This window comes from Telluria sp. RT2P19 (genome assembly GCF_059685725.1).
Window position 1 is genome coordinate 148,987 of the sequence record NZ_JCASIL010000002.1, and the last position, 23,950, is coordinate 172,936.

The 23,950-nt window shown below is 65.9% G+C and carries 21 protein-coding genes; 6 read left to right on the forward strand and 15 right to left on the reverse strand.

Annotated elements, in window-relative coordinates:
* Window positions 1–7: 7 nt before the first annotated feature.
* Together AC56KW_RS02805 and AC56KW_RS02810 are read right to left on the reverse strand one after the other, a co-directional pair.
* Window positions 8–1,009: a gamma-glutamyl-gamma-aminobutyrate hydrolase family protein gene (locus AC56KW_RS02805; protein ID WP_497169208.1), complete on the reverse strand. Its 1,002-nt coding sequence runs from the start codon at window positions 1,007–1,009 to the stop codon at window positions 8–10.
* A 66-nt stretch (window positions 1,010–1,075) separates the two neighbouring features.
* Entirely contained in the window at window positions 1,076–1,894 is an 819-nt protein-coding gene (locus AC56KW_RS02810) for a response regulator (protein WP_497169209.1), read from the reverse strand.
* 178 nt (window positions 1,895–2,072) lie between these two features.
* On the opposite strand from AC56KW_RS02810, the gene AC56KW_RS02815 reads away from it, so the two are divergent.
* Window positions 2,073–4,070, forward strand: coding sequence for a DNA topoisomerase IV subunit B (locus tag AC56KW_RS02815; RefSeq protein WP_497169210.1), 1,998 nt, complete (start codon window positions 2,073–2,075; stop codon window positions 4,068–4,070).
* A 33-nt stretch (window positions 4,071–4,103) separates the two neighbouring features.
* Complete coding sequence (gene parC / locus AC56KW_RS02820; RefSeq protein WP_497169211.1) at window positions 4,104–6,431, forward strand: DNA topoisomerase IV subunit A; 2,328 nt, start codon at window positions 4,104–4,106, stop codon at window positions 6,429–6,431.
* Between the two features lie 68 nt (window positions 6,432–6,499).
* On the opposite strand, the gene AC56KW_RS02825 is transcribed toward parC, so the two are convergent.
* Both AC56KW_RS02825 and AC56KW_RS02830 read right to left on the reverse strand, forming a co-directional pair.
* Complete coding sequence (locus AC56KW_RS02825) at window positions 6,500–6,994, reverse strand: hypothetical protein (RefSeq protein ID WP_497169212.1); 495 nt, start codon at window positions 6,992–6,994, stop codon at window positions 6,500–6,502.
* 145 nt (window positions 6,995–7,139) lie between these two features.
* The gene (locus AC56KW_RS02830; RefSeq protein ID WP_497169213.1) at window positions 7,140–8,552 is read right to left on the reverse strand and encodes an IgA Peptidase M64; all 1,413 of its coding nucleotides are present in this window, start codon (window positions 8,550–8,552) and stop codon (window positions 7,140–7,142) included.
* A 147-nt stretch (window positions 8,553–8,699) separates the two neighbouring features.
* Between AC56KW_RS02830 and AC56KW_RS02835 the strand changes: the two genes are divergently transcribed.
* A complete protein-coding gene (locus tag AC56KW_RS02835; protein WP_497169214.1) occupies window positions 8,700–9,731 on the forward strand; it encodes an alpha/beta fold hydrolase in 1,032 nt (343 codons plus the stop codon).
* Window positions 9,732–9,743: 12 nt separating this feature from the next.
* On the opposite strand, the gene AC56KW_RS02840 is transcribed toward AC56KW_RS02835, so the two are convergent.
* Together AC56KW_RS02840 and AC56KW_RS02845 are read right to left on the reverse strand one after the other, a co-directional pair.
* Complete coding sequence (locus AC56KW_RS02840) at window positions 9,744–10,964, reverse strand: cyanophycinase (protein WP_497169215.1); 1,221 nt, start codon at window positions 10,962–10,964, stop codon at window positions 9,744–9,746.
* Window positions 10,965–11,031: 67 nt separating this feature from the next.
* Window positions 11,032–11,469, reverse strand: coding sequence for a GNAT family N-acetyltransferase (locus tag AC56KW_RS02845; protein WP_497169216.1), 438 nt, complete (start codon window positions 11,467–11,469; stop codon window positions 11,032–11,034).
* Window positions 11,470–11,643: 174 nt separating this feature from the next.
* Between AC56KW_RS02845 and argH the strand changes: the two genes are divergently transcribed.
* The 3 genes from argH to AC56KW_RS02860 all read left to right on the forward strand — a co-directional run bounded on the left by argH (window position 11,644) and on the right by AC56KW_RS02860 (window position 14,173).
* Complete coding sequence (gene argH / locus AC56KW_RS02850) at window positions 11,644–13,041, forward strand: argininosuccinate lyase (protein WP_497169217.1); 1,398 nt, start codon at window positions 11,644–11,646, stop codon at window positions 13,039–13,041.
* Window positions 13,042–13,214: 173 nt separating this feature from the next.
* Window positions 13,215–13,880 (forward strand): HAD-IA family hydrolase, encoded by a 666-nt coding sequence (locus AC56KW_RS02855; protein ID WP_497169218.1) that lies wholly within the window; start codon window positions 13,215–13,217, stop codon window positions 13,878–13,880.
* 65 nt (window positions 13,881–13,945) lie between these two features.
* The gene (locus AC56KW_RS02860) at window positions 13,946–14,173 is read left to right on the forward strand and encodes a hypothetical protein (protein WP_497169219.1); all 228 of its coding nucleotides are present in this window, start codon (window positions 13,946–13,948) and stop codon (window positions 14,171–14,173) included.
* Between the two features lie 9 nt (window positions 14,174–14,182).
* Here the strand turns inward: AC56KW_RS02860 and AC56KW_RS02865 are convergent, their stop codons facing one another.
* From AC56KW_RS02865 to paaE, 9 genes are all read right to left on the reverse strand, one after another.
* Window positions 14,183–14,650 carry a cupin domain-containing protein gene (locus AC56KW_RS02865; protein WP_497169220.1) on the reverse strand — a complete coding sequence of 156 codons (468 nt, stop codon included), beginning with the start codon at window positions 14,648–14,650 and terminating at the stop codon, window positions 14,183–14,185.
* A gap of 41 nt (window positions 14,651–14,691) precedes the next feature.
* The gene (gene paaZ, locus AC56KW_RS02870) at window positions 14,692–16,743 is read right to left on the reverse strand and encodes a phenylacetic acid degradation bifunctional protein PaaZ (protein ID WP_497169221.1); all 2,052 of its coding nucleotides are present in this window, start codon (window positions 16,741–16,743) and stop codon (window positions 14,692–14,694) included.
* A 21-nt stretch (window positions 16,744–16,764) separates the two neighbouring features.
* Window positions 16,765–17,364: a phenylacetic acid degradation protein PaaY gene (gene paaY, locus AC56KW_RS02875; RefSeq protein ID WP_497169222.1), complete on the reverse strand. Its 600-nt coding sequence runs from the start codon at window positions 17,362–17,364 to the stop codon at window positions 16,765–16,767.
* Window positions 17,365–17,366: 2 nt separating this feature from the next.
* Window positions 17,367–18,572: a 3-oxoadipyl-CoA thiolase gene (gene pcaF, locus AC56KW_RS02880; protein WP_497169223.1), complete on the reverse strand. Its 1,206-nt coding sequence runs from the start codon at window positions 18,570–18,572 to the stop codon at window positions 17,367–17,369.
* Window positions 18,573–18,596: 24 nt separating this feature from the next.
* Window positions 18,597–19,910 (reverse strand): phenylacetate--CoA ligase PaaK, encoded by a 1,314-nt coding sequence (gene paaK / locus AC56KW_RS02885; RefSeq protein ID WP_497169224.1) that lies wholly within the window; start codon window positions 19,908–19,910, stop codon window positions 18,597–18,599.
* 24 nt (window positions 19,911–19,934) lie between these two features.
* Entirely contained in the window at window positions 19,935–20,372 is a 438-nt protein-coding gene (paaI, locus tag AC56KW_RS02890) for a hydroxyphenylacetyl-CoA thioesterase PaaI (protein WP_497169225.1), read from the reverse strand.
* Window positions 20,362–21,891, reverse strand: a complete 1,530-nt coding sequence (paaH, locus tag AC56KW_RS02895; RefSeq protein WP_497169226.1) for a 3-hydroxyacyl-CoA dehydrogenase PaaH — start codon at window positions 21,889–21,891, stop codon at window positions 20,362–20,364. Before paaH ends, paaI begins: the two co-directional genes overlap by 11 nt.
* Before the next feature lie 2 nt (window positions 21,892–21,893).
* Window positions 21,894–22,685: a 2-(1,2-epoxy-1,2-dihydrophenyl)acetyl-CoA isomerase PaaG gene (paaG, locus tag AC56KW_RS02900; RefSeq protein ID WP_497169227.1), complete on the reverse strand. Its 792-nt coding sequence runs from the start codon at window positions 22,683–22,685 to the stop codon at window positions 21,894–21,896.
* A 153-nt stretch (window positions 22,686–22,838) separates the two neighbouring features.
* On the reverse strand, window positions 22,839–23,915 hold the full coding sequence (gene paaE, locus AC56KW_RS02905) for a 1,2-phenylacetyl-CoA epoxidase subunit PaaE (RefSeq protein ID WP_497169228.1): 1,077 nt from the start codon (window positions 23,913–23,915) through the stop codon (window positions 22,839–22,841).
* Window positions 23,916–23,950: the final 35 nt, after the last annotated feature.

Sequence of the window (23,950 nt, forward strand, 5' to 3'; positions counted from 1 at the left end):
CCGGGAATTACAGCCGGGTTTCACGCGCGGCACGCAGGAATTCGTCGAGCACCGGCGTGCAATCGAGCAGGTCGACGCCTCCGGCGCGATGGAATTCGGGGTGCCACTGCAGGCCCATGACGAAGTTGGCGCGCTGGTAGCGGATCGCCTCGACGATGCCGTCAGGCTCGGACATGGCCTCGATGCGGATATCGCGCCCGAGGTCCTTGACCGCCTGGTGGTGGATCGAGTTGACCATCGCTTTCTCGACCTTGGGGAACATGCGGCCCAGTGACGAGCCCTTGGGGAACACGATGGCGTGGCGGTGCGCATCGTACAGATCGTGTACATGGGCCAGCGCATCGGGCATGTCGGTGGCGACGTCCTGGTGCAGGGTGCCGCCGAAGGCCACATTGATCAGCTGGCAACCGCGGCATACGCCCAGCACCGGCTTGCCGGCATCGACGAATTCGTGCAGCAGTTCGAGCTCGTACACGTCGCGCGCGCGGTCGCCGCTCCATTCGGGGCGGGTCGGGGTTTCGGAATACGTTTGCGGCGCCACGTCGGCCCCGCCCTGCAGCACCAGGCCGTCGAGGTGGCGCGCATAGTGGCGCAGGGTGATATTGCTGGGGTGGAGCAAGCCGTTGGTATTGACGGTGGGGATCATGAACACCAGCACATCACGCGACATCACCCACTGGGCGATCGACTCTTCGAGGTACTGCAGGTTCTTGCTGAGCAGTCCCTTGGCCCCGGCCTCGGGATGGAAGATACGGGCCGAGACGCCGATGTGCAGGGTGCGCTGCATGAAATCGCGGTTGAAGCGTTCGCGCAAGGAGCGAAAACGCGAGGTGATGACCCTGCCGGCCAGCGCGACCGCATTGTCGCCATCGCGCAGGTAGCGCGCCGGCCCGCGCGCGGTCTGGCCGCCGCTGGCGCGGCGATCGGGCACGCGTACACGTGTCTCGCGGCGCTCGTCGATGTCCGCGTTCGGGTCATCGTTGCGCTTGATTTTATCGTCTTCAGCCATGGTTATTAATATAACTTCGCCATCACTGCGCACGATATAAAGTTGTTACAAAACGTCGCGTGCCGCCTACACCGGCAAGTCCAGCAGCTTCTGGAAAGTCAGCATCCAGTGGCGGCCGGCGACCGGCGTCGCCAGCATGCCGCGCGCGCCGGCGCGGCGTGCGCGGACGCTATCGTAGTGAAAGGATTGCTCGACCAGGAACACGACCGGCGTCCGCTGCGCCCCCTGCTGCGACTTGATCGAACTGCACAGATCGTATGGTTCGATGCCGCTCGCCGCAGTGTTGATCAAGACGAGCGAGACCGGCGTTTCGTCGCACAGGTGCACCGCGGCGCACAGGCTGTCGGTCCATTCCACCGGCACCCGGCGCGGTCCGAGCACGCGCGCCACCTGGTTGCGCAGCTTGCACTCCTTGTCGACGATCAGGACGGCCCCATCTACGGGGCCGCGGCGCTGGCGCGCGTAGAATGCGGGCGTTTCGCAGTCCGGCGCCAGGCGCGGACGGCGCCGCCGCTCGGCCAGCACGCGCCGGGTGTGGGTGCTCTGCTGCACCAGGACATGAACCCGGCTATCGAGCAGATCGGCCAGCGCCGCGTACAGTTGCAAGGGCTCGACCGGCCGCGCCAGCGTGCGCCAGGGGCCGGCATCGGGATTGCCGATGACGAGCGCCGGCTGCAGCGATCCGGGCGGCAGGCAGCCGAGCCTGGTCAGCGCGGTCGGACTGTCGCCGTTGGCGATATACAGGTCCGGCTCTTGCAAACTGTCGTCATGCAGGCAAGAATACGACGGTCCCACGCCCGGCGCCTGCGCCAGCAAGGCTTCGAGTCGCGCGGTTTCGCCCGGGGTAAACCCGAGCAGGCGGACGGTGAACTGATAGCTGGCCATGTACATCGGTAGCGCCCCTCCCTGGCATCGCCGTGACAATCCGACTTAATCTAGCACAAACGTGCGAAGCGAAAAGCACGTCACAGCGAAAACTACTGTATATTTAAACAGTAAAAAAGCCCAACCTTTTCCTCCCGACAAGTTAGAATGCCGGAGCATTCGACAAACAATCTTCAAGATGGCCTCCAAGAAACCCGTTCCAGACTACAGCGAATCATCCATCCGCGTCCTCAAGGGACTCGAACCTGTGAAACAGCGTCCGGGCATGTATACCCGGACGGAGAACCCGCTCCACATCATCCAGGAAGTGATCGACAACGCCTCGGACGAAGCGCTGGGCGGTCACTGCAAGAACATCGGCGTGACCCTGAACCCCGACGGTTCGATCACGGTCGAGGATGACGGTCGCGGCATCCCGGTCGGCATCCACCCGGAAGAAGGCGTGTCCACGGTCGAGATCGTGTTCACCCGCCTGCACGCCGGCGGCAAGTTCGACAAGGGCTCGGGCGGCGCCTACGCCTTCTCGGGCGGCCTGCACGGCGTCGGCGTCTCGGTCACCAATGCGCTGTCCAAGCGCCTCGAGATCGAGGTGTGGCGCAAGGACGACCAGGGCAACGGCCAGCACAAGCTGGTGTTTGCCGACGGCGACGTGATCGAGCCGCTGACCTCTTCGCCAGCCGAACGCGGCGGCAAGAAGAACGGCACCCGCGTCACCGCCTGGCCCGACGGCAAATATTTCGACTCCCCGAACATCCCGCTGGGCGACCTGCAGCGCCTGCTGCGCTCGAAGGCGGTGCTGTTGCCGGGCGTGACCGTCACGCTCACCAACGGCAAGACCGGCGATGTCCAGACCTGGCGCTACGATGAAGGCCTGCGCGGCTACCTGAACGAAGCGCTGGCCCAGAGCTCGAGCGGCGAGACCCTGATCCCGCTGTTCGAAGGCGCGCAGTTCGCCGCCGCGGGCGACGACAGCTTCGCCGAGGGCGAAGGCGCGGACTGGGTCGTGGCCTGGACCGAGGAAGGCGGCGTGGTGCGCGAGTCCTACGTCAACCTGATCCCGACCGTGAGCGGCGGCACCCACGAAGCCGGCCTGCGCGACGGCCTGTTCGGCGCCGTGAAGAATTTCGTCGAGCTGCATGGCCTGCTGCCGAAGGGTGTCAAGCTGCTGCCCGAAGACGTCTTCGCGCGCGTCTCGTTCGTGCTGTCGGCCAAGGTGCTGGACCCGCAGTTCCAGGGCCAGACCAAGGAACGCCTGAACTCGCGCGATGCGCTCAAGCTGGTCTCGACGTTTACCAAGCCGCCGCTCGAATTGTGGCTGAACCAGCACGTCGAATACGGCAAGAAGCTGGCCGAGCTGGTGATCAAGCAGGCCCAGTCGCGCCTGCGCTCGCTGCAAAAAGTCGAGAAGAAGAAATCGTCCGGCGTGGCCGTGTTGCCGGGCAAGCTGACCGATTGCGAGTCGAGCGACATCACCCGCAATGAACTGTTCCTGGTCGAGGGCGATTCGGCCGGCGGTTCGGCCAAGATGGGCCGCGACAAGGAATTCCAGGCCATCCTGCCGCTGCGCGGCAAGGTGCTCAACTCGTGGGAGACCGACCGTGATCGCCTGTTCGCCAACAACGAGATCCACGATATCTCGGTGGCAATCGGCGTCGATCCGCACGGACCGAACGACTCGCCCGACCTGACCAGCCTGCGCTACGGGAAGATCTGCATCCTGTCGGATGCCGACGTCGACGGTTCGCACATCCAGGTGCTGCTCTTGACGCTGTTCTTCAAGCACTTCCCGGCCCTGTTCCGCAACGGGAATATCTGCATCGCGCGTCCGCCGCTTTACCGCGTCGACGTGCCGGCGCGCGGCAAGAAGCCGATCCAGAAGCTGTATGCGCTGGACGATGGCGAGCTGCTGGCGATCGAGGACAAGCTCAAGAAAGAAGGCCTGAAGGAAGGCGTATGGAGCATTTCGCGCTTCAAGGGCCTGGGCGAGATGAACGCCGAGCAGCTGTGGGAAACGACGATGAACCCGGACACGCGCCGCCTGCTGCCGGTATCGTTCGGCCAGTACGACCTGGCCGAATCGGCATCGCGTTTCAATATGCTGATGGGCAAGGGCGAAGCCGCCGCACGCCGCGCCTGGATCGAGGAACACGGTAACGAGACCGAGGCGGATATCTAATCGTCCGCCCACGCGAGCAACCGAACACACATCATGACGAATCAACCAAGTCTCTTTGAACAGCAACACGAGCCCTCGGACGTCGAGACGCTCACCCTGTCCACCTTCGCCGAGCGCGCCTACCTCGACTACGCCGTCTCGGTGGTCAAGGGCCGCGCCCTGCCGGACGTGTCGGACGGCCAGAAGCCGGTCCAGCGCCGCATCCTGTACGCGATGAACGAACTGGGCCTGGGCCCGACCGCCAAGCCGCGCAAGTCCGCGGCCGTGGTCGGGGACGTGCTCGGCAAGCTGCACCCGCACGGCGACCAGTCGGTGTACGACGCGCTGGTGCGCATGGCGCAGGACTTTTCGCTGCGCTACCCGCTGATCGACGGCCAGGGCAATTTCGGCTCGCGCGACGGCGACGGCGCGGCGGCAATGCGCTATACCGAAGCCCGCCTGACCCCGATCTCGCGCCTCCTGATGGACGAAATCGACATGGGCACGGTCGACTACCAGCCCAACTACGATGGCTCGACCCTTGAACCGCGCACCCTGCCGGCACGCCTGCCGATGGTGCTGCTCAACGGCGCCTCGGGCATCGCGGTCGGCCTGGCCACCGAGATCCCCTCGCACAATCTGCGCGAAGTCGCGACAGCGGCGGTAACGATGATCCGCAACCCCAAGATCACCCACGCCGAACTGATGACGCTGATCCCCGGCCCGGACTTCCCGGGCGGCGGCCAGATCATCACCCCGGCATCAGCGATCGCCGACATGTACGCGGTCGGCCGCGGCTCGATGAAGGTGCGCGCGCGCTGGAAGATCGAAGAACTGGCGCGCGGCCAGTGGCAGGCGGTGGTCCATGAACTGCCGCCGGGCTGCTCGTCGCAGCGCGTGCTGGAAGAAATCGAAGAACTGACCAACCCGAAGGTCAAGGCCGGCAAGAAGGCGCTGCTGCCCGAGCAGCTGGCGCTGAAGAACACGATCCTCGGCGCGCTCGACGCGGTGCGCGACGAATCGGGCCGCGACGCCCCGGTGCGCCTGGTGTTCGAGCCGAAGTCGAAGAACGTCGACCAGGGCGAGTTCATGCTGATGCTGCTCGCGCACACCTCGCTCGAGTCTTCAAGCCCGATCAACCTCGTGATGATCGGCGGCGACGGCCGTCCGCGCCAGAAGGGCTTGACGGCGATCCTGCAGGAGTGGATCGACTACCGCTTCGTGACCGTGCGCCGCCGGACCGAATTCAAGCTGGGCAAGGTCAACGACCGCATCCACATCCTGGAAGGCCGCGAGACGGTCTTGCTGAACATCGACAAGGTGATCGCCATCATCCGCAATTCGGATGAGCCCAAGGCGGCGCTGATCGAGGAATTCCGCCTGAGCGAACGCCAGGCCGAAGACATCCTCGAGATCCGCCTGCGCCAGCTGGCGCGCCTGGAAGCGATCAAGATCCAGCAGGAGCTGGCCGAGCTGCGCACCGACAAGGCGAAACTCGAGGACATCCTCGAGAACCCGTCGTCGATGAAGCGCCTGATCATTCGCGAAATCGAAGCCGACGCCAAGCAGTTCGGCGACGACCGCCGCACCATCATCGAGGAAGCACAGCGCGCGGTGGCCGAGCAGAAGGTCATCGACGAGCCGGTGACGGTGATCGTGTCGGAAAAAGGCTGGGTGCGCGCGCGTACCGGCATCGGCCACGATCCGGCGCAGTTCACCTTCAAGGCCGGCGATTCGCTGTACAAGGCCTTCGAGTGCCGCACGGTGGATCATCTGCTGGGCGTGGGCGACAACGGCAAGGTGTATTCGGTGCCGGTGGCGGCGCTCCCTGGGTCGCGTGGCGACGGGGTGCCGATCACGACGCTGGTCGATTTGTCGGGTGGTGTGCGGATCCTGCACTACTTCGCCGGCAATCCGGAGACACGCCTGCTGATCTCGACCTCGGATGCGTTCGGGTTCATTACCAAGGCCGGCGATATGGTCAGCCGCCTGAAGGGTGGCAAGTCGTTCATCACCTTGAACGACGGTGCTGCGCCGTTGCCGCCGCGGGTGGTGTCGGATACTGCCGGTGCGATTGCCTGCCTGTCGGAGAAGGGCCGCGTGCTGGTGTTCGGTATCGACGAGATGAAGGTGCTGACCAATGGCGGCCGGGGCGTGATCCTGATGGAACTGGAGCCGAAAGAGAAGATGCTGGCCGCGCAGCCGATCAGCCAGAAGGGTGTGAATGTGGTTGGCACCTGGGCCGGGGACAAGGCGCGTACCGTCGAGTTGTTCGCGTCGGGACTGGAGCCGCACTTCGGCAAGCGGGCGCGCAAGGGCAAGGCCTTGTCGGCGCGACTGAAGGCGGCGGACTTGGCGATGCGGGCGGCCGACGGTTCGTAACCCCGACCATTCCTGCTGATCAAAAAAAATGCCGGCGCGAGCCGGCATTGTCGTTTCAAGCCAGGGGCTTAGTTACGGGCTGCGGCCTTGTGCACCTCGGCTTGCGCTTCGGCACGCACCTGCTCGGTCTTGGCCGCAGCAGTGGCCTTGTCGGCTGCCGCGTCGACTTGTGCCTTCAGCACTTTTTCGTCGGCCTTGATCATTTTCTTCTCGGCTTTCAGATTGGCGTCTGCCACTTTCTCTTCAGCCTTGGCCATCGCCTTGGCGCGGTCTTCCGGATCGGCCTTGGCCACGTTCGCCGCTGCGTCGGTGTGCGACTCGACCAGGTTGGCATGGGCCTTCGACTTGGTCTCGGCGGCCTTGGCCATGGTCTTGTTCACTTTTTCGTCCGCCTTGATCGCGGTCTTGATTTCTTTCTGTTCAGCCTTGATCACGTCTTTCTCGGCATTGGCTTCTGCCTTGACGATGCGATTGTCGGCGGCGGTGGTCGCTGGCGCGGTGGTTTGTGCATGGGCAGCGGTAGCCATCAGGCCGGCGATGAGGGTGGCGAGCAGTTTGTTCATGATGTGTTTCCTTTCTGGTGGTCTCTGCACAGAGCGGGTTGCCTGTGCAGTCGTTGTTGTTCTTCAGTGATTCCAGAATAGGCCGATCGCATCGCCGGGTCTGTTAGCCAGGCCACAGTCAAATTGTCAGAGTTGTAAGCAAAGATTACCGCTGCTTCGTCCCCGCATGGAGATCGATGATGGCGCCGATGCCTTCCTGGCATACCGGGCAGAAGGTTTCGCTGCGGTCGAACATAAGGCATTGCATCGCCGGCCGGTAGTACCCGCTGGCCTCGTAGTTCGCACCTTCGAAGGCGCCGATCGTGTGCCGGTGCGGCTGCTGCGCGAACAGCGCGTTCGTGCGCTCGAGGTCTTCATGGAACAAGGCGCTCATCTCGGATTCGGGACGATTCTCGGCCCGCAGCGCGGCGCGCCTTTTCTGGTAGGCGCGCGACGCTTCCTCATATTCAGCCTTGGGCCACGGCGTCGGCAGCGGCGTCCCATCCTTCACGTGGCGCTTCCATTTGAGGTTGGCCGGATCGCGCAGCGCGGTGACGTTCGGCTCCCACGGCTCCATGCGGCCGCTGGCCGGCTGGTAGGCCACCGGCGAGGTGTAGTACTCGTCGGCCAGGCCGGCGAAGTGGTGGCCGAATTCGTGCACGAACAGGTAGCCAGACCAGTCGTTGCTCGCCGCCGCGGTGCTGAACTGGCCGAAGATGCCGCCCCCGCCATACGTCTCGTTGTTTACCAGGATCTCGATGAATTCATAGGGCGCGTGCTGGGCGATGTCGCGCAGCGCGCGGTTGTCGAGCGTGAGCACATAGCGCTCGCTGCCGAAGATATCGTAGCGCGTGCCCAGCGCCGATGGATTGTGCACGCCGGTCGACGGACGGCTGATGCCGGATTTCTCGGTCGGCACCGCCATCGCCCAGACGTTGAAATCCTGCGCGCGTTCGCGAAACGGCGACACCGAGAACAGATGCTTCGTCAGGCGCCGTGCGTCCTGCTCGAATTTCTTCATGTCCTTTTGCGTGTAGCCGTCGCCCAGGATCAGGAGGTCGACCTTGTCGGCCGACTGCCCGCTCGCATGGATCGCGATCGGTTTCGCCAGGGCCGGCGGCTGGCGCCGGATCACGTCCTGCGCGTTCGGATCGACCTCGACGCTCCAGGCCACCGAAAACTGGTTGCGCTCGTCGCGCTTGAGGATGCGCACCCGCACCGGCTGCTCGAATCGCGGAAAGCGCACCGACTCCTGGAACGCGCGGCTGATCCGGCTTGCTTCCCCGGTCGTGCGCCACTCGCCGAACACGGTCGAGAAGCCGCGCGAGTACAGCAGGTCGCCGGTTTTCGCGTCGACCACCTCCACGCGGTTCTGGCCACGGTTGGTGTCGTCGAGGTTGCGCGCCATGCTGCCCGGCCAGGGCAGCGGCTCGATCACCACGCGCTCGATGGCGTAATGGTCGGACAGCGCATTGCCGCCATGGGTGTAGTCGAGACGGACCGTGGCCGGTTGGGCGGCGCTGGCGATAGAAGCAAGTGCGCCAAGCAGCAGCGCGACGAAGGAGTGGAACAGGCGCATCGCGATTTCCTCGAAAGTAGACCGGGATATTGTAAGCCTGGCATCCATCGCCGCGGCAGTCTCCCTTTCAACGCCATGCATGGCGCATTGACGCAGGAAGGGTCAGCCGCCAGACTCGATCGTCCTTCCCTACCGACCCGTCTATCCATGCCCCGCCTGCGCGCCTGCCTCCTCATCCCCCTGTTCGCGGCCTCGTTCGCCCACGCCGCTCCCGCCTGCAAGCCCGGCCAACCCGTCGACGAAAGCGGCTTCGTGAACGTCGGCGGCATCGAGCAGTGGGTCACGGTCAGCGGCGACGACTGCGCCAATCCGGTCCTGCTGTACGTGCATGGCGGCCCCGGCAACCCGACCTCGCTTTATGGCGCCGGCCCCTACGCGCCGTGGCGCAAGCGCGTCACGCTGGCGCAGTGGGACCAGCGCGGCAGCGGCATGACCTGGGGCCGCAACCGCCCCGACGAGGACGTGCCCCTGAGCGTCGGGCAGATCCGCGACGACGGCATCGATGTGGCGCGCTACCTGGCGCAGCGCTTCGGCAAGCGCAAGGTGATCCTGCTGGGTAGCTCGTGGGGGTCGATGATCGGCGTGCACATGGCCAAGCAAAGTCCCCAGCTGTTCTGCGCGTACGTTGGCTTATCCCAGCTAGTCGGCCAGCGCGCGAACATGACCACCTGGGGCTCGCTGCTCGAGCGTGCGCGCGCCGCCGGCGACACGGCAACCATCACCCAGCTCGAAGCGCTTGGGCCGCCGCCATGGACCAATCCCCGCAACTTCGGCGTCGTGCGCCGCGCCGTGCGCAAATACGAGGCCTGGGTGACCGATCCCACGCCGCGCGCCTGGTACGAGGTGCTGCCGCGCTACGCGACGCCGCAGGCGCAGGCCGACTACACGGCCGGTGAGGATTACTCGTTCCTCAAGTACGTCGGCTGGAAAGGCGACGGCATGGCGTCGACCACCGACCTGTACGCCCTTGGATCGCGCTTCGAGCTGCCCGTGCACCTGGTGCAGGGCAAGGAGGACCTGCTGACCGAGCCGCGGGTCACGCGGCGCTGGTTCGAGTCGATTACCGCGCCGGACAAGTCGCTGGTCGAGGTGCCGCGCGCCGGCCACGATCCGAACGTGCCGCTGATCGACGCACAAGAACAGGTGCTGGGCGAGCGCCTGCAGTGGCGCTGCGACTGACTGTCGTGGCAACTACCGGTATTGGTACAAAGGCCGCTGCACCACGATCGGCCGGATATCGAGCCGCACGTTGTAGACCGAATAGGCTTCGCTGAACGCCGACTGGTAGCCCACGCTCTCGCCGACCCGACTGAGCTTGAACTCGAAGCCGAGGTCGGGCCGTTCGGCATTGGGGCTGTCCAGCGACAGTCCGATCGCGTCGACCTGGTCGCTGTCGATCAGCTTGGCCATGAGGTCCACCACCGTGCCATTGCCGAGGATATCGGCCGAGAACAGCGGTCCGCGCCAGTACGGCTTCTTGGTGTCGACCTTGCCATGCGCCTTCTCGGGCGCCGGGGTGAACGTCTTGGTGGCCAGGTTGAAGCGGTCGCCGTTGTCGAGGTAGCTCAGGCGCCCGTTGGCGAGGTTGAAGCTGCCGTCGCGCGTGGCCGCTTCGCTCAGGTCGACCAGCAGCGCGCCGCGGTAGCCGATCACTTCGACCTCGCGTTTCGGCCCCACGACCATCGCCGTGTTCTCGTCGATCCCCAGGCCGATCTTGTAGCCCTTGGCCAGCATGGCCGGCAGCATGCGCGCGAAGCGTCCGCGCACCAGCAGGTGCTGGTCGATGAAGACGTCGTCGCCGATGAAACCCAGGCCGCGTGTGATCTGGCGGCCGTCGTCGACGCCATGCTGGAGTGTGGACAGGATCGAGCGCGGATGGCCGAACATGGTGCTGCTCATGATGGCCGCGCCGGCGCTCGAGCCGGCGATCACGCCGCCGCGCCGGTACATGTCCCACAGCGCCTCGAGCACCTGCGTATTGCTGCCGTCGGGCCGGCGCAGGGCGCTGGTAATGCGGCCCTGGTCGCCACCCGAGAAATAGGCGCCGCCGGCCGCGCGCACCTGGTCGGCCAGCTTGGGATCGTCGGCGGCGGCGCGCACGTCGGCGCCCTGCAGGTGCTGGGCAACCGGCACGAAGAAGGCGTCCGCGCCATACCGGTTCAGGCGTTCTACCAGGTAGCCGCCGGCGCGCTCGGGACTGGCCGAGGCGGAGGCGAACACGGCAATGCGCGCGCCTTTTCCGCCCGCAAGCTGGACGATGCGTTCCCACACGGCATCGTTATCGGCACGCAGCGCGCCGCCGATGATGACGAGCGAGCCTTTCGGCGGTACGGGTGCCCTGTCGGCGGCATGGCTGGCGCTACTCGCCAGCAATGCCAGCGTGATTACGGCATGGACGACGAATCGGAACATAGGACTTCCTCTGATGAGCCATCAGAGTAAGCCTGATTCCAGATCCACGTCGCCATGTTGAGTACGCTCAGGATAAATAGATGTTGGGAAAGTAACGCTCCATCAATGTCTCTGGATACAAGGGCGCGGTAAACCCGAAGCGTTCGTACAAGCCATGCGAATCCTTGGTGGCCAGCGTGAAGCGGCGCAGCTTCTGCAGGCTGGGGTGGCCCAGCACCACGCCGATCAGCTGCTTGCCATAGCCTTCCCCCCGGTACTCGGGCAAGACGAAGACGTCCACCAGGTTGGCGAAGGTGGCGTAGTCGGTGATCACGCGGGCGAACGCCATCTGGCGGCCATCGAGGTAGCCACCGAAGCACAGCGAATTCTCGATGGCGCGCTCGACGGTCGGACGGGAAATGCCCACCGCCCAGGTCGACTGCTCACTGAGGAAGCGGTAGATCATCGGAATATCGAGCCGGGACTGGTCGGTACTGACCTGGAAGCTGGAATCGTTCGTAATCATTGTGCTTGCAAAGCTGGCAAAAAAACCATTCTAGCGCCGTTTGGCTCCCGGATTGGTTTCAATTGCGGTCTTTACGCGGCTTTTTTTCCTGAGTTTTCCTGGAGTAATCTGCCCACGGGATGGCGTCGTGGCGGCGCGGTTTATAATCGTCGAATCCCCAACCGGAATTCCACCATGACCGAACAATTCTCCAAAAAAGCCGAAGCCTGGTCGGCCCGCTTCTCCGAACCCGTGTCCGATCTCGTCAAGCGCTATACCGCCTCGGTGTTCTTCGACAAGCGCCTGGCGCAATACGACATCCAGGGCTCGCTGGCGCACGCCGAGATGCTGGCGGCCCAGGGCATCATCAGCGAGCACGACCGTGCCAAGATCGAGCGCGGCATGACGCAAATCCGGTCCGAGATCGAGGCCGGCAGCTTCGAATGGCTGCTCGACCTGGAAGACGTCCACCTGAACATCGAGAAGCGCCTGACCGAACTGGTCGGCGACGCCGGCAAGCGCCTGCATACCGGACGCTCGCGCAACGACCAGGTCGCGACCGACATCCGCCTGTACGTGCGCGCGGCGATCGATGATATCCTGGTCCTGCTGAACGGCCTGCGCGGCGCGCTGACCGACCTGGCCGAGCGCCACGCCGATACCATCATGCCCGGCTTCACCCACCTGCAGGTGGCGCAGCCGATCACCTTCGGCCACCACATGCTGGCCTATGTCGAGATGTTCGGCCGCGACGCCGAGCGCATGCAGGATGCGCGCCGCCGCGTGAACCGCCTGCCGCTGGGCGCCGCCGCCCTGGCCGGCACTACCTTCCCGATCGACCGCCTGCGCGTGGCCAAGACCCTCGGCTTCGACGACGTCTGCCACAATTCGCTCGACGCCGTGTCCGACCGCGACTTCGCGATCGAGTTCACCGCCGCAGCATCGATCCTGATGATGCACGTCTCGCGCTTCTCGGAAGAGCTGGTCATGTGGATCAGCCCGCGCATCGGCTTCATCGACATCGCCGACCGCTTCTGCACCGGCTCGTCGATCATGCCGCAAAAGAAAAACCCGGACGTGCCGGAACTGGCACGCGGCAAGACCGGCCGCGTCTACGGCCATTTGACCGGCCTCCTGACCCTGATGAAAGGCCAGCCGCTGGCCTACAACAAGGACAACCAGGAAGACAAGGAACCGCTGTTCGACACGGTCGACACGGTGCTTGATACGCTGCGCATCTTCACCGACATGGCGTCGGGCATCACGGTCAAGGCCGAGAACATGCGCGCCGCGGCGCTGCAGGGCTACGCCACCGCGACCGACCTGGCCGACTACCTGGTCAAGAAAGGCCTGCCGTTCCGCGATGCCCACGAAGCCGTGGCCCATGCGGTGCGCGCCTGCGACCAGGCGGGCTGCGACCTGTCCGAGATGTCGCTCGAGACGCTGCAGGGCTTCTCGCCGCTGATCGAACCGGACGTGTTCGACGTGCTGACCCTCGAGGGCTCGGTGGCGGCGCGCGACCACGTGGGCGGCACGGCGCCGAACCAGGTGCGCGCGGCAATCGCGCGCGTGCGCCAGCAGCTGGCCGGGTAATTCAGCCGTCGTTCCCGCCCTCGCAGGGCGTCTTGGCGGGACCCAGGTCCTGCCAAGACGCCGTAACGCGACATGGTTAGCTTCCCGCCAAGGCGCACGGCAAGGGCGGACGACGTGCTCCTTCCCTCGTCCAGGGCTTATCCCCCTGTTAACTCTTCTTTAGCAACAAATCCATGACCGCCCTTCCCTCCCGCGACTACGCTGCTTTCCTGTTCGACATGGATGGCACCATCCTCACTTCGATCATCGCCGCCGAGCGCGTGTGGGCCAACTGGGCCCGCAGCCATGGCCTGGACGTCGATGTCTTCCTGCCGACCATCCACGGCAAGCGCAGCATCGATACGGTGCGCGGCGTCGGCCTGCCTGATATCGACGCAGAAGCGGAAGCGCAGCGCATCACAGAGGCCGAGATCGAGGATGTCGAAGGCATCGAGGCGATCGCAGGCGTGGCGGCTTTTCTTGCGACCCTGCCGGCCGAGCGCTGGGCCATCGTGACCTCGGCCCCGCGCGCGCTGGCCGAGGCGCGCATCGCCGCGGCCGGGCTGCCGGCGCCGCCAGTGATGGTGGCGGCCGAAGACGTCCAGCGCGGCAAGCCGGCGCCGGATCCGTTCCTGCTGGGCGCCGAAAAGCTGGGCATGCGCCCGCAGGATTGCCTGGTGTTCGAGGATACGCTGGCCGGCCTGCAGTCGGCCGCGGCGGCGGGGATGGACAGCATCGTCGTCACCGCCACCCACCATCACCCGCTGGAGACCACGGTAACCGGCGTGCCGGACTACGACGACCTGCGCGCCATCCGTACCCCGGAAGGCCTGCTGCGGCTGGAACGCACGCGGTCCTGAATCGTGCACCTGCATGACGCCAGCCATGGTCCCATACGGGACCAACCGCATTATGGAGATGGATCATGCAGCGCTATGCGAACCGAAGCGGCCATTCCGGTGTCGTTGCCTATGAACTCGGGGCCGGATCGATCACGGTGAAATTCACGGGCGGCGACCGCTACCTGTACGACGTGGACAGCGCCGGCGCCGACCATATCGCGCGCATGTGCGAACTGGCGTGCGAAGGTCACGGACTGTCGACCTACATCAGCCAGCATGTGCGCGAACGTTACGCGCGCAAGCTGGATTGACGCCAACCGTCAGGCAGTCCGTTTGGGATAAGGCGTGCCGTCCTTGTGCAGATAGGCGTTGGACGCCTGCTCGTAGCGCATGTCGATATCGGCATAGGTCGCCACGTCGGCCTTGTCGCGTGAACCCACCGCCAGGAACACGCCCGGCCCCCAGCTGCGGTTGACCAGTTGGTGGCCATTCGGACGGGCGGCCTGAAAAGCGGCATGGTCGCCGGCGCGCATCAGGGGTTCACCCTCATCGGTGACGAGCACCAGCTCGCCCGAGACGATCGTGACGAATTCGTCCTCATGCGAGTGCCAGTGGCGCTGCGACGATGCGGCGCCCGGTTGCAGCTCGACCAGGTTGACGCCGAACTGGGTCAGGCCGCCGGCATCGCCCAGTGCCTGGCGCGTGCGGCCATCCACCGCTTCATGGAATGGCGCCGGATAGCCGGTGCCGCTCAACACCGGAATACTGCTCAAATCGAGTCTCGACATCGCACATCCTTTCGTCAGCATGGGATGAGTGAAGCGCCGGATCAGGCGCGCTTCAGTACCAGCGTCAGGATATCGTAACTGGCCACCAGTTCGTCGCGCTGGTTGGTGACCTGCACATCCCACGCCACCACGCCCTGTCCTCTTCCCTGCTCGTCCGCGCGATTGCGGTCGACCTTGCGCTTGCAGGTCAGGCGTGCACGGATGGTGTCGCCGATCGCCACCGGCGCCACGAAGCGCAGGTTATCCAGGCCGTAGTTGGCCAGCACCGGGCCCGGCGCCGGCGACACGAACAGGCCCGCCGCCGCCGACAGCACGAAGTAGCCGTGCGCGATGCGCTGGCCGAACTGCGTGTCCTTCGCCGCGATCTCGTCGAAATGCATGTAGAAATAGTCGCCCGACACCCCGCCGAAGTTGACGATGTCGGCTTCGCTCACCGTGCGGCGGTGCGTCAGGAGAGAATGGCCCATCTCCAGGTCTTCGAAGTAGCGGCGGAAAGGGTGGATCTCGCTTTCCTTGACGGCGCCGCCGCGCACGTATTCGCCGGTGATGGCGCCGAGCATGGTCGGCGAACCCTGCACCGCGGCGCGCTGCAGGAAGTGCTTGACGGCGCGGATGCCGCCCAGCTCCTCGCCGCCGCCGGCGCGGCCCGGGCCGCCGTGCTTGAGTTGCGGCAGCGGCGAGCCGTGGCCGGTGCTGTCGACGGCCGCTTCACGGTCGAGTATCAGTACGCGGCCGTGCGAGGCGGCGGCCACCGGCACGGCGTAGGCGGCGAGCGCCGGATCCCTGGTGGCGAAGGTGGTCACCAGGCTGCCCTTGCCGCGCGCGGCCAGTTCCAGCGCCTCGTCGATGTCGCGGTAAGTCATCAGGGTACTGACCGGGCCGAAGGCTTCCACGTCGTGCACGGCCGCGTTGTCCATGGCGTTACGGCACAGCAGCAGGGTCGGCGCGAAGAAAGCGCCGCTGGCCACATTGTCGCCGACCGGACTGAAACCGTCGCGCGCGCTGAACAGCACTTCGTTGCCGCGCGCGAGCAGCTCGACCCGCTCGCTCACGTCGCGGTGCTGGTCCATCGACGCCAGCGCGCCCATGCGCACGCCCTCGACCTTGGGATTGCCGACCGTGATCTTCGCCAGGCGTTCGCGCAAGCGCTGGCCAACCGCGTCGACCAGCGTTTCCGGCACGATGACACGCCGTATCGCGGTGCATTTCTGGCCGGCCTTGCCGGTCATCTCGCGCGCTACTTCCTTGACGAACAGGTCGAACTCGGGATCGTCGGGCGTCACGTCAGGCGCCAGGATCGCGCAGTTGAGCGAGTCGGCTTCGGCCGTGAACGGCACCGATTCGCGGATCAGGTTCGGGTTGACGCGCAGCCTGGCGGCGGTGTCGGCCGAGCCGGTGAAGGTGACGGCGTCGAAGCCCCCCAGGCGATCGAGCAGGTCGCCGGTGCTGCCGATCACGAGCTGCAGCGCGCCGCTTGGCAACAGGTTCGACTCCATCATCATCTTGACCACGGCATGGGTCAGGTAGCTGGTGGCGGTGGCCGGCTTGGCGATGCAGGGCATGGCCGCCAGGAAGCTCGGCGCGAATTTCTCGAGCAGGCCCCAGATCGGGAAGTTGAAGGCGTTGATGTGCACCGCCACCCCGCCGCGCGGCACCAGGATGTGGGTGCCGGCGAAGCCGCCGCGCTTGCCCAGCGCCATGGCCGGGCCTTCGTGCAGCACGTTCGACGAAGGCAGTTCGCGCGAGCCCATGCCGGCATAGGCGAACAGGGTGCCGATGCCGCCTTCGACATCGACCCAGCTGTCCTGGCGCGTGGCGCCGGTCAGGTGCGAGATCTCGTACAGTTCTTCCTTGCGTTCCATGAGATAGAGCGCCAGCGCCTTCAGGCATTGGGCGCGCTTCTGGAAGTCCAGGCCCATCAGGCTCTTGATGCCCGTCTTGCGCGCGAAGGTCAAGGCTTCGTCGAAATCGATCTTCTCGGCGTGCGTGTGATAGATCAGCGCGCTGTCGAGGGCGCTGTGCAGCGCGGTATGCGACTCCTGGCCGTGCCAGCGGCCGGCGATCAGGCTCTGCAGGGTGGGAATATTGCCCATGTCTTGTCTCCTTTTGTTTCTTCAGGCTTTCGGCTTGTGCATGCCATCAAGGTCGAATGCGATGCGCTGCCGGTCCGGCTGCACCTCGGTGTCCGCCTCGACTTCGCGCATGGTCTGCAGCGAGCGTACGTTCAGTTCGTGGTACTGGCGGGTGCCGAAGCTTTTCCATTGCACTTCTTCGTCGGTGAGTTCGCGCATGACCCTGGCCGGCGCTCCCATCACCATCGAGCGCGGCGGAATCACCATGCCCGCCTTCACGAAACTCATCGCGGCCACGATCGATTCCTCGCCGACCACCGCCTTGTCCATCACCACCGCGTTCATGCCGACCATGGCGTTGCGCTTGACGCGGCAGCCGTGCAGCACGGCGCCGTGGCCGATGTGGCCGTCGACTTCGACCACCGTGTCCTCGTCCGGGAAGCCGTGCATCACGCAGGTGTCCTGCAGGTTGGCGCCCTCTTCCAGGATCAGGCGGCCGAAGTCGCCGCGCAGCGAGGCCAGCGGACCGATATAGCAGCGCGGGCCAACGACCACGTCGCCGATCAATACCGCCGACGGGTGGACGTAGGCGCTCGGATGCACCACCGGCCGCACGCCGTCGATCTCGTAGACCTTCACCATGGTCAGACCCGTTCGACGATCAGCGCGATGCCCTGGCCGACGCCGATGCACATCGTGCACAGGGCGTAGCGGCCGCCCGTGCGGTGCAGCTGGTTGACGGCCGTCGTCACCAGGCGCGCGCCGGAAGCGCCGAGCGGGTGGCCGATGGCGATCGCGCCGCCGTTCGGGTTGACGCGGGCGTCGTCGTCCGCCAGGCCAAGGTCGCGCGTCACGGCCAGGCCCTGGGCGGCAAAGGCCTCATTCAGTTCGATCACGTCCATCTGGTCGAGCGTGAGGCCGGTCTGGGCCAGCAGCTTCTTCACCGCGGGCGCCGGGCCGTAGCCCATGATGCGCGGCGCCAGGCCAACGGTCGCCATGCCGACCACGCGGGCGCGCGGCGTCAAGCCGTAGCGGGCGGCGGCGGCGCCTGACGCCAGCAGCAGCGCACAGGCGCCGTCGTTCAGGCTCGACGCATTGCCCGCGCTGACCGAGCCGTCCGGCGTGACCACGCCTTTCAACCTGGCCAGCGCGTCGATGCTGGTCTCCGGGCGCGGCTGCTCATCGGTGTCGACCACGCGTGACTCACCTTTTTTCCCATGCACCGTGACCGGGATGATCTCGTCCTTGAAGAAGCCTGCTTCATGCGCGCGTGCCCAGCGCTGCTGGCTGCGCAGTGCGAACGCATCCTGGTCGGCGCGCTCGATGCCGAACTCACGCGCCACGTTCTCGGCGGTCTCGGGCATCGAATCGATGCCGTACTTGGCCTTCATTGCCGGATTGACGAAGCGCCAGCCGAGGGTCGTATCCTCGATCCTGGCCGTGCGCGAAAACGCGCTGTCGGCCTTGCCCATCACGAACGGCGCGCGGGTCATGCTTTCGACACCGCCGGCGATCACGAGTTGCGCTTCGCCGGCCTTGATCGCGCGCGCGGCCGTGCCCACGGCGTCCATGCCGGAACCGCACAGGCGGTTGATGGTGTTGCCCGGCACGTCTTGCGGCAGGCCGGCCAGCAGCGCGGCCATGCGGCCCACGTTGCGGTTGTCCTCGCCGGCCTGGTTGGCGCAGCCGTAGAACAGGTCGTCGACCGCGGTCCAGTCGACATCCTGGTTGCGGGCCATCAGGGCCGCGATCGGCAGCGCGGCCAGGTCGTCGGCGCGGATGCTGGACAAGGCGCCGCCGTAGCGGCCGAAGGGGGTGCGGACGGCGTCAACGATGAAGGCGTCGGTCATGGCTCTCTCCTGTTAGTGCATTTTTCATTGTCTTGGACGGTGGTCGACCACGCGCCTGGCCTTGCCGGTCAGGGTGCGCTCGATGCCTTGCGGCGGCATCAAGGTCACGCGGGTGGTCACGCCGACATAGGTCTTGATGCAGTGCTGGAGCTCGCGACACAGCGCGGCCACCGAATCGGGCGGCAGGCTCGTGTCCCGCAACTCGCCCAGCACCTCGAGCGTGTCGAGATGGCCGTCGCGCGCCACCACCAGCTGGTATTGCGGCGCCAGCGCCGGCATCTTGCAGATCAGTTCCTCGATCTGGCTCGGGAACACGTTCACGCCGCGGATGATCAGCATATCGTCCGAGCGGCCCGTGATGCGGCCCATGCGGCGCATCGAGCGCGAGGTCGGCGCCAGCAGCCGGGTCAGGTCGCGCGTGCGATAGCGGATGATCGGCAGCGCCTCCTTGGTGAGCGAGGTGAATACCAGTTCGCCTTCGGCGCCATCGGGTAGTACCTCGCCGGTCTCGGGGTCGATGATCTCGGGATAGAAATGGTCTTCCCAGATCACGGGCCCGTCCTTGCTCTCGATGCATTCGCTGGCCACACCCGGGCCCATCACTTCGGACAGGCCATAGATGTCGACCGCGTCGATGCCGGCGCGCGTTTCGAGCTCGCGCCGCATCGCATCGGTCCACGGCTCGGCGCCGAAGATGCCGACCTTGAGCGACGACTGGGCCGGATCGCGCCCCTGGCGCGCGAACTCCTCGACGATATTGAGCATGTACGAGGGCGTGACCATGATGATCGACGGCTTGAAGTCGCAGATCAGCTGAACCTGCTTCTCGGTCTGGCCGCCCGACATCGGGATCACGGTGCAGCCCAGGCGCTCGGCGCCATAGTGGGCGCCCAGGCCGCCGGTGAACAGGCCGTAGCCGTAGGAGATGTGCACCAGGTCGCCCTTGCGTCCGCCCGCGGCACGGATCGAGCGCGCCACGACATTGGCCCAGGTGTCGATATCGTTTTGCGTATAGCCGACCACGGTTGGCTTGCCGGTGGTGCCGGACGACGCATGCACCCGCACCACCTCTTCGCGCGGCACGGCGAACAGGCCGAACGGGTAGTTGTCGCGCAGCGTCTTTTTCTCGGTGAACGGAAACTTCGCCAGGTCGGCCAGCGTTTTCAAGTCGCCCGGGTGGACGCCGGCTGCGTCGAAAGCGGCGCGGTAGTGCGGCACGTTGTCGTAGGCGTGCTTGAGCGTCCACTGCAGGCGTTGCAGCTGGAGCGCCTGCAGCTCGTCGCGGCTGGCGCGCTCGATCGGTTCCAGCTCGCCGTCAGCGGGAATACGTTGGACCATCTCGTTCTCCTCTCGGTTTCCAGTTCAGGCGTCGAGCGGCACCAGGGTGCCGGCGACGCGATGCGACTTGCCCCGGAACAGCGCGATCTTGCGCCCGTCCTGATCAAGCACGGTGACGTCGTAGACGCCGGTCTTGCCCTGCAGTGCCTGCTCAACCGCCTCGGCCACCAGCACGTCGCCGGGACGGCCGGGAGCCAGGTAGTCGATGGTGCAGCCAGCGCCCACGGTGTTGAAGTTGTGCGAGTTGCAGGCGAAGGCGAAGGCGCTGTCGGCCAGCATGAAGATGTAGCCGCCATGGCAGGTGGCGTGACCGTTGAGCATGTCGTCGCGCACCTTCATCGACATGCGCGCATAGCCCGGGCGGATCTCGGCCAGCTGCATGCCCAGGCTGCGGCTGGTCGGATCGCGTTCGAACATCGTGCGGCCGGCCAGTTCGGCCAGCCGTTGTGGATCATTGAGCATGGAAGCGCGCTCCGTGTGGATCGGCCGCCAGCTTGCGGCGCAGCAGCGGCGACACGCGGTAGCGGTCTTCGCCATAGGTCGCGGCCAGGTTCGACAGCACGGTCACGACATGGCGCAGGCCGACCGCGTCGAGCCAGGCCAGCGGGCCACGCGGATAATTGACGCCCTTCTGCATCGCGATGTCGACGGCGCGGGCGCTGCACACGCCCTGGTTGACGGCGTCGGCGGCCTCGTTGGCCAGCATCGCCACGGTGCGCATCACGGCCATGCCGGGCACGTCGTCCAGGCGCGTCACGGCGAAGCCCGCGGCCTGGAACAGGCCGACCGCGGCTTGCCACGCGCTGTCGCTGCACTGGTCGGCGCGCGCCAGCGCGATGCGGGTGGCGCCGGCGGCATCGTGCAACAGGTCGAACACGATCGTGTCGCGGTGGCCATCGGCCTCGGCGCGCTCGGTGGCGCTGCGGCCATCGCTCAGGTAGATGGCGGCGTCGCCGCAATACAGGCCAGGCGCGACCTCGATCGCGACCGGCTCGATGCCCGCGCCGCGCAGGCGCTCGGCGATCGCCTCGATCATGCCGGTGGCGCTGGCGTAGCGCACCGTCGCCGGTGCGGCGCCGGGGGCTTCTTCCTGCGGCGCCGGCCTGGCGGCGGCGTCGCCGTAGCGGTAGAAGCCACGGCCGGTCTTGCGGCCCAGGAAGCCGGCGCTGACCAGTTCCTGCTGCACGATCGAAGGCGTGAAGCGTGGATCGTTGTAGTAGGCGGCGAACACCGAGTTCGTGACCGAAAAATTGACGTCGTGCCCGATCAGATCCATCAGTTCGAACGGACCCATGCGAAAACCCCCGCAGTCCCGCATCACGGCGTCGAGCGTCGCCACGTCGGCGGCCTGCTCCAGCAGCAGGCGCAAGGCTTCGGCGTAGTACGGCCGGGCGACGCGGTTGACGATGAAGCCCGGCGTCGACCTGGCGTGCACCGGGCTCTTGCCCCAGCTTTCGGCGGTAGCGTGGACGACGTCCGCGACGTCGCGATCGGTCGCCAGGCCACTGATCACCTCGACCAGCGCCATCAGCGGTACCGGGTTAAAGAAATGCATGCCGACCAGTCGTTCGGGGTGCTTCAGGTGCGCGCCGATGGCGGTGACCGAGATCGACGAGGTATTGGTGGCCAGGATGCAGCGTGCGCCGACGATGCCTTCCAGCTCGGCGAACAGGGCGCGCTTGGCGTCCAGGTCCTCGACGATGGCCTCGATCACGAGCGCGGCACCGACGGCCTCCTGCAGCGATGAGATGCGCATCAGGCGCTCGCGCGCCAGGTCGGATGCGACCGCGCCCATGCGGCCCTTCTCGACCAGTTTTGCATAGGTCTTGCCGATGCCGGCGATGGCCTGGTCGGCGGCATCGGGGCGGGTATCGAACAGCAGGACCTGGTGGCCGGCGGTGGCCGCGACCTGGGCGATGCCGGCGCCCATCGCGCCGCTGCCGATCACGGCGACCGTGCTGCCTGGAGGGATGGCGTGCATGCTCATTCTCCCTTGAAGTGCGGGGTGCGCTTGGCCATGAAGGCGGCCACGCCTTCGCGGTAGTCGTGGCTGTAGCCGAGTTCGCGCATCATGCCGGCCTCGAGCTGCAGCTGGTCTTCGAGCGAATTGGCGTAGCTGGCCTGCAAGGCTTTCTTGGTGAAAGCCAGGCCCTTGGTCGGCGCGGCGGCGAAGTGTTCGGCCATGGCCATCGCTTCGTCCATCAGGGCTTCGTCGGGCACGCAGCGCCAGATCAGGCCCCATTCCTCGGCCTTTTCGGCGCTGAGCTTTTCGCCCAGCATCGCCAGGCCCATGGCGCGCGCGTGGCCGACCAGGCGCGGCAAGTGCCAGGTGCCGCCGGTGTCGGGGATCAGGCCGAGTTTACTGAAGGCTTCGATGAAGCTGGCCGATTTCGCGGCCAGCACGATGTCGCAGGCCAGCGCCAGGTTGGCGCCAGCGCCGGCGGCCACGCCATTGACGGCGCAGATGACGGGCAGCGGCAGGTTCTTCAGGGTGAGCACCAGCGGCGCGTAGAACTTCTCGACCGATTCGCCCAGGTCGACGCTCGGCGCGCCGGGGTCGACGGCGCGGTCGGACAGGTCCTGGCCGGCGCAGAAACCCCGGCCGGCGCCGGTCAGCACCAGCACCCGCACCGATTGGTCGGCCTGCACGCGCGTGAGGGCGTCGCGCACTTCGAGGTGCATGGCCCGGGTGAAGCTGTTGAGGCGATCGGGGCGGCTCAACGTGAGCAGCGCGATGCCGTTGTCGATCTTGAACTGGATGGATTCGTAAGTCATTGTTGTCTCCACTACTCTCGTTATCGTTCGATCCGTCATCCCCGCCGAGCGCGGATCCAGGTTCTTCGCTACGCCACGTAAGTCAGCCTGGGTTCCCGCCAAGGGGCCCGGCGAGGGCGGGAACGACGTTCACAAGCTGCCGGCTATCGATGTTTATTCATGGATGTCGAAGTCGACCACCAGCTTGTCGGTGACAGGGAAACTCTGGCAGCTCAGCACGAAACCACGTGCCACTTCGTAATCCTCGAGCGCATAGTTCACGTCCATCTCGACTTCGCCGTCGAGCACCTTGCAGCGGCAGGTCGAGCACACGCCGCCCTTGCACGAGTAGCGCATGTCCAGCCCGGCGCGCAGGCCGGCGTCGAGCAGCGATTCCTTGTCCTTGTCCATGGTGAAGCTGGCGGCGTTGCCGTCCATGATCACGGTCACTTCGGTGCGGTGCCGCGCCTCCGATTCCACCGACCGCGGCTTGCGCTCGCGCGTCGGCGCGCTGGCGGCGAACAGCTCGATGCGGATGTTTTCCTTGGCCAGGCCGGCTTGCTGCAGCGAGCGCGAGACGCCGTGCATCATGTCTTCGGGCCCGCAGATGAAGGCGACGTCGATGTCCTTGATATCGATCCAGTGACGCAGGAACTGGCTGCACTTTTCTTCGGTGATGCGGCCGTTGAACAGCTCGATGTCCTGCTGCTCGCGGCTCATCACGTACACCAGGCGCAGGCGGCCCATGTACTGGTCCTTCAGGTCGGTGAGCTCGTCGCGGAAGATCACGCTCGACGAGGCGCGGTTGCCATAAACGATGGTGAAGCGGCTCTCCGGTTCGGCCTGCAGGGTGGTCTTCACGATCGACAGGATCGGCGTGATGCCGCTGCCGGCGGCGAAGGCCAGGTAATGGCGGCTGCTGGCAGCATCGATCGGCACGTTGAAGTTGCCGCTGGGCGGCATCACGTCCAGCGTGATGCCGGGCTGGAGATGTTCGTTGGCCCAGCTTGAAAACAGGCCGCCGCTGCAGCGCTTGATCGCCACCCGCAGCTGCGCGTCCTGCACGGCCGAGCAGATCGAGTAGGAGCGGCGCACGTCTTCGCCATCGATCGTCGTGCGCAGGGTCAGGTACTGGCCCTGGCGGTAGGCGAAGGTGTCCTTCAGCTCGGGCGGGACGTCGAAGGTGACGGCGATGGCGTCACGCGTCTCGTGCTTCACCTTCGAGACGGTCAGTGGATAGAATTTGCTCATGCTGGCCTCATTCGGCAACTTGGTGACAACTGCGT

Bases quoted from the DNA above. Each gene is read 5' to 3' on its own strand.
- paaG (WP_497169227.1), bottom strand. From the start codon at position 22,685: ATGACTTACGAATCCATCCAGTTCAAGATCGACAACGGCATCGCGCTG.
- paaY (WP_497169222.1), bottom strand. From the start codon at position 17,364: ATGGTGAAGGTCTACGAGATCGACGGCGTGCGGCCGGTGGTGCATCCG.
- parC (WP_497169211.1), top strand. From the start codon at position 4,104: ATGACGAATCAACCAAGTCTCTTTGAACAGCAACACGAGCCCTCGGAC.
- AC56KW_RS02805 (WP_497169208.1), bottom strand. From the start codon at position 1,009: ATGGCTGAAGACGATAAAATCAAGCGCAACGATGACCCGAACGCGGAC.
- paaE (WP_497169228.1), bottom strand. From the start codon at position 23,915: ATGAGCAAATTCTATCCACTGACCGTCTCGAAGGTGAAGCACGAGACG.
- AC56KW_RS02860 (WP_497169219.1), top strand. From the start codon at position 13,946: ATGCAGCGCTATGCGAACCGAAGCGGCCATTCCGGTGTCGTTGCCTAT.
- paaH (WP_497169226.1), bottom strand. From the start codon at position 21,891: ATGCACGCCATCCCTCCAGGCAGCACGGTCGCCGTGATCGGCAGCGGC.
- AC56KW_RS02840 (WP_497169215.1), bottom strand. From the start codon at position 10,964: ATGTTCCGATTCGTCGTCCATGCCGTAATCACGCTGGCATTGCTGGCG.
- AC56KW_RS02830 (WP_497169213.1), bottom strand. From the start codon at position 8,552: ATGCGCCTGTTCCACTCCTTCGTCGCGCTGCTGCTTGGCGCACTTGCT.
- pcaF (WP_497169223.1), bottom strand. From the start codon at position 18,572: ATGACCGACGCCTTCATCGTTGACGCCGTCCGCACCCCCTTCGGCCGC.
- paaK (WP_497169224.1), bottom strand. From the start codon at position 19,910: ATGGTCCAACGTATTCCCGCTGACGGCGAGCTGGAACCGATCGAGCGC.
- paaZ (WP_497169221.1), bottom strand. From the start codon at position 16,743: ATGGGCAATATTCCCACCCTGCAGAGCCTGATCGCCGGCCGCTGGCAC.
- AC56KW_RS02855 (WP_497169218.1), top strand. From the start codon at position 13,215: ATGACCGCCCTTCCCTCCCGCGACTACGCTGCTTTCCTGTTCGACATG.
- AC56KW_RS02835 (WP_497169214.1), top strand. From the start codon at position 8,700: ATGCCCCGCCTGCGCGCCTGCCTCCTCATCCCCCTGTTCGCGGCCTCG.
- AC56KW_RS02810 (WP_497169209.1), bottom strand. From the start codon at position 1,894: ATGGCCAGCTATCAGTTCACCGTCCGCCTGCTCGGGTTTACCCCGGGC.
- AC56KW_RS02815 (WP_497169210.1), top strand. From the start codon at position 2,073: ATGGCCTCCAAGAAACCCGTTCCAGACTACAGCGAATCATCCATCCGC.
- AC56KW_RS02825 (WP_497169212.1), bottom strand. From the start codon at position 6,994: ATGAACAAACTGCTCGCCACCCTCATCGCCGGCCTGATGGCTACCGCT.
- AC56KW_RS02865 (WP_497169220.1), bottom strand. From the start codon at position 14,650: ATGTCGAGACTCGATTTGAGCAGTATTCCGGTGTTGAGCGGCACCGGC.
- argH (WP_497169217.1), top strand. From the start codon at position 11,644: ATGACCGAACAATTCTCCAAAAAAGCCGAAGCCTGGTCGGCCCGCTTC.
- paaI (WP_497169225.1), bottom strand. From the start codon at position 20,372: ATGCTCAATGATCCACAACGGCTGGCCGAACTGGCCGGCCGCACGATG.
- AC56KW_RS02845 (WP_497169216.1), bottom strand. From the start codon at position 11,469: ATGATTACGAACGATTCCAGCTTCCAGGTCAGTACCGACCAGTCCCGG.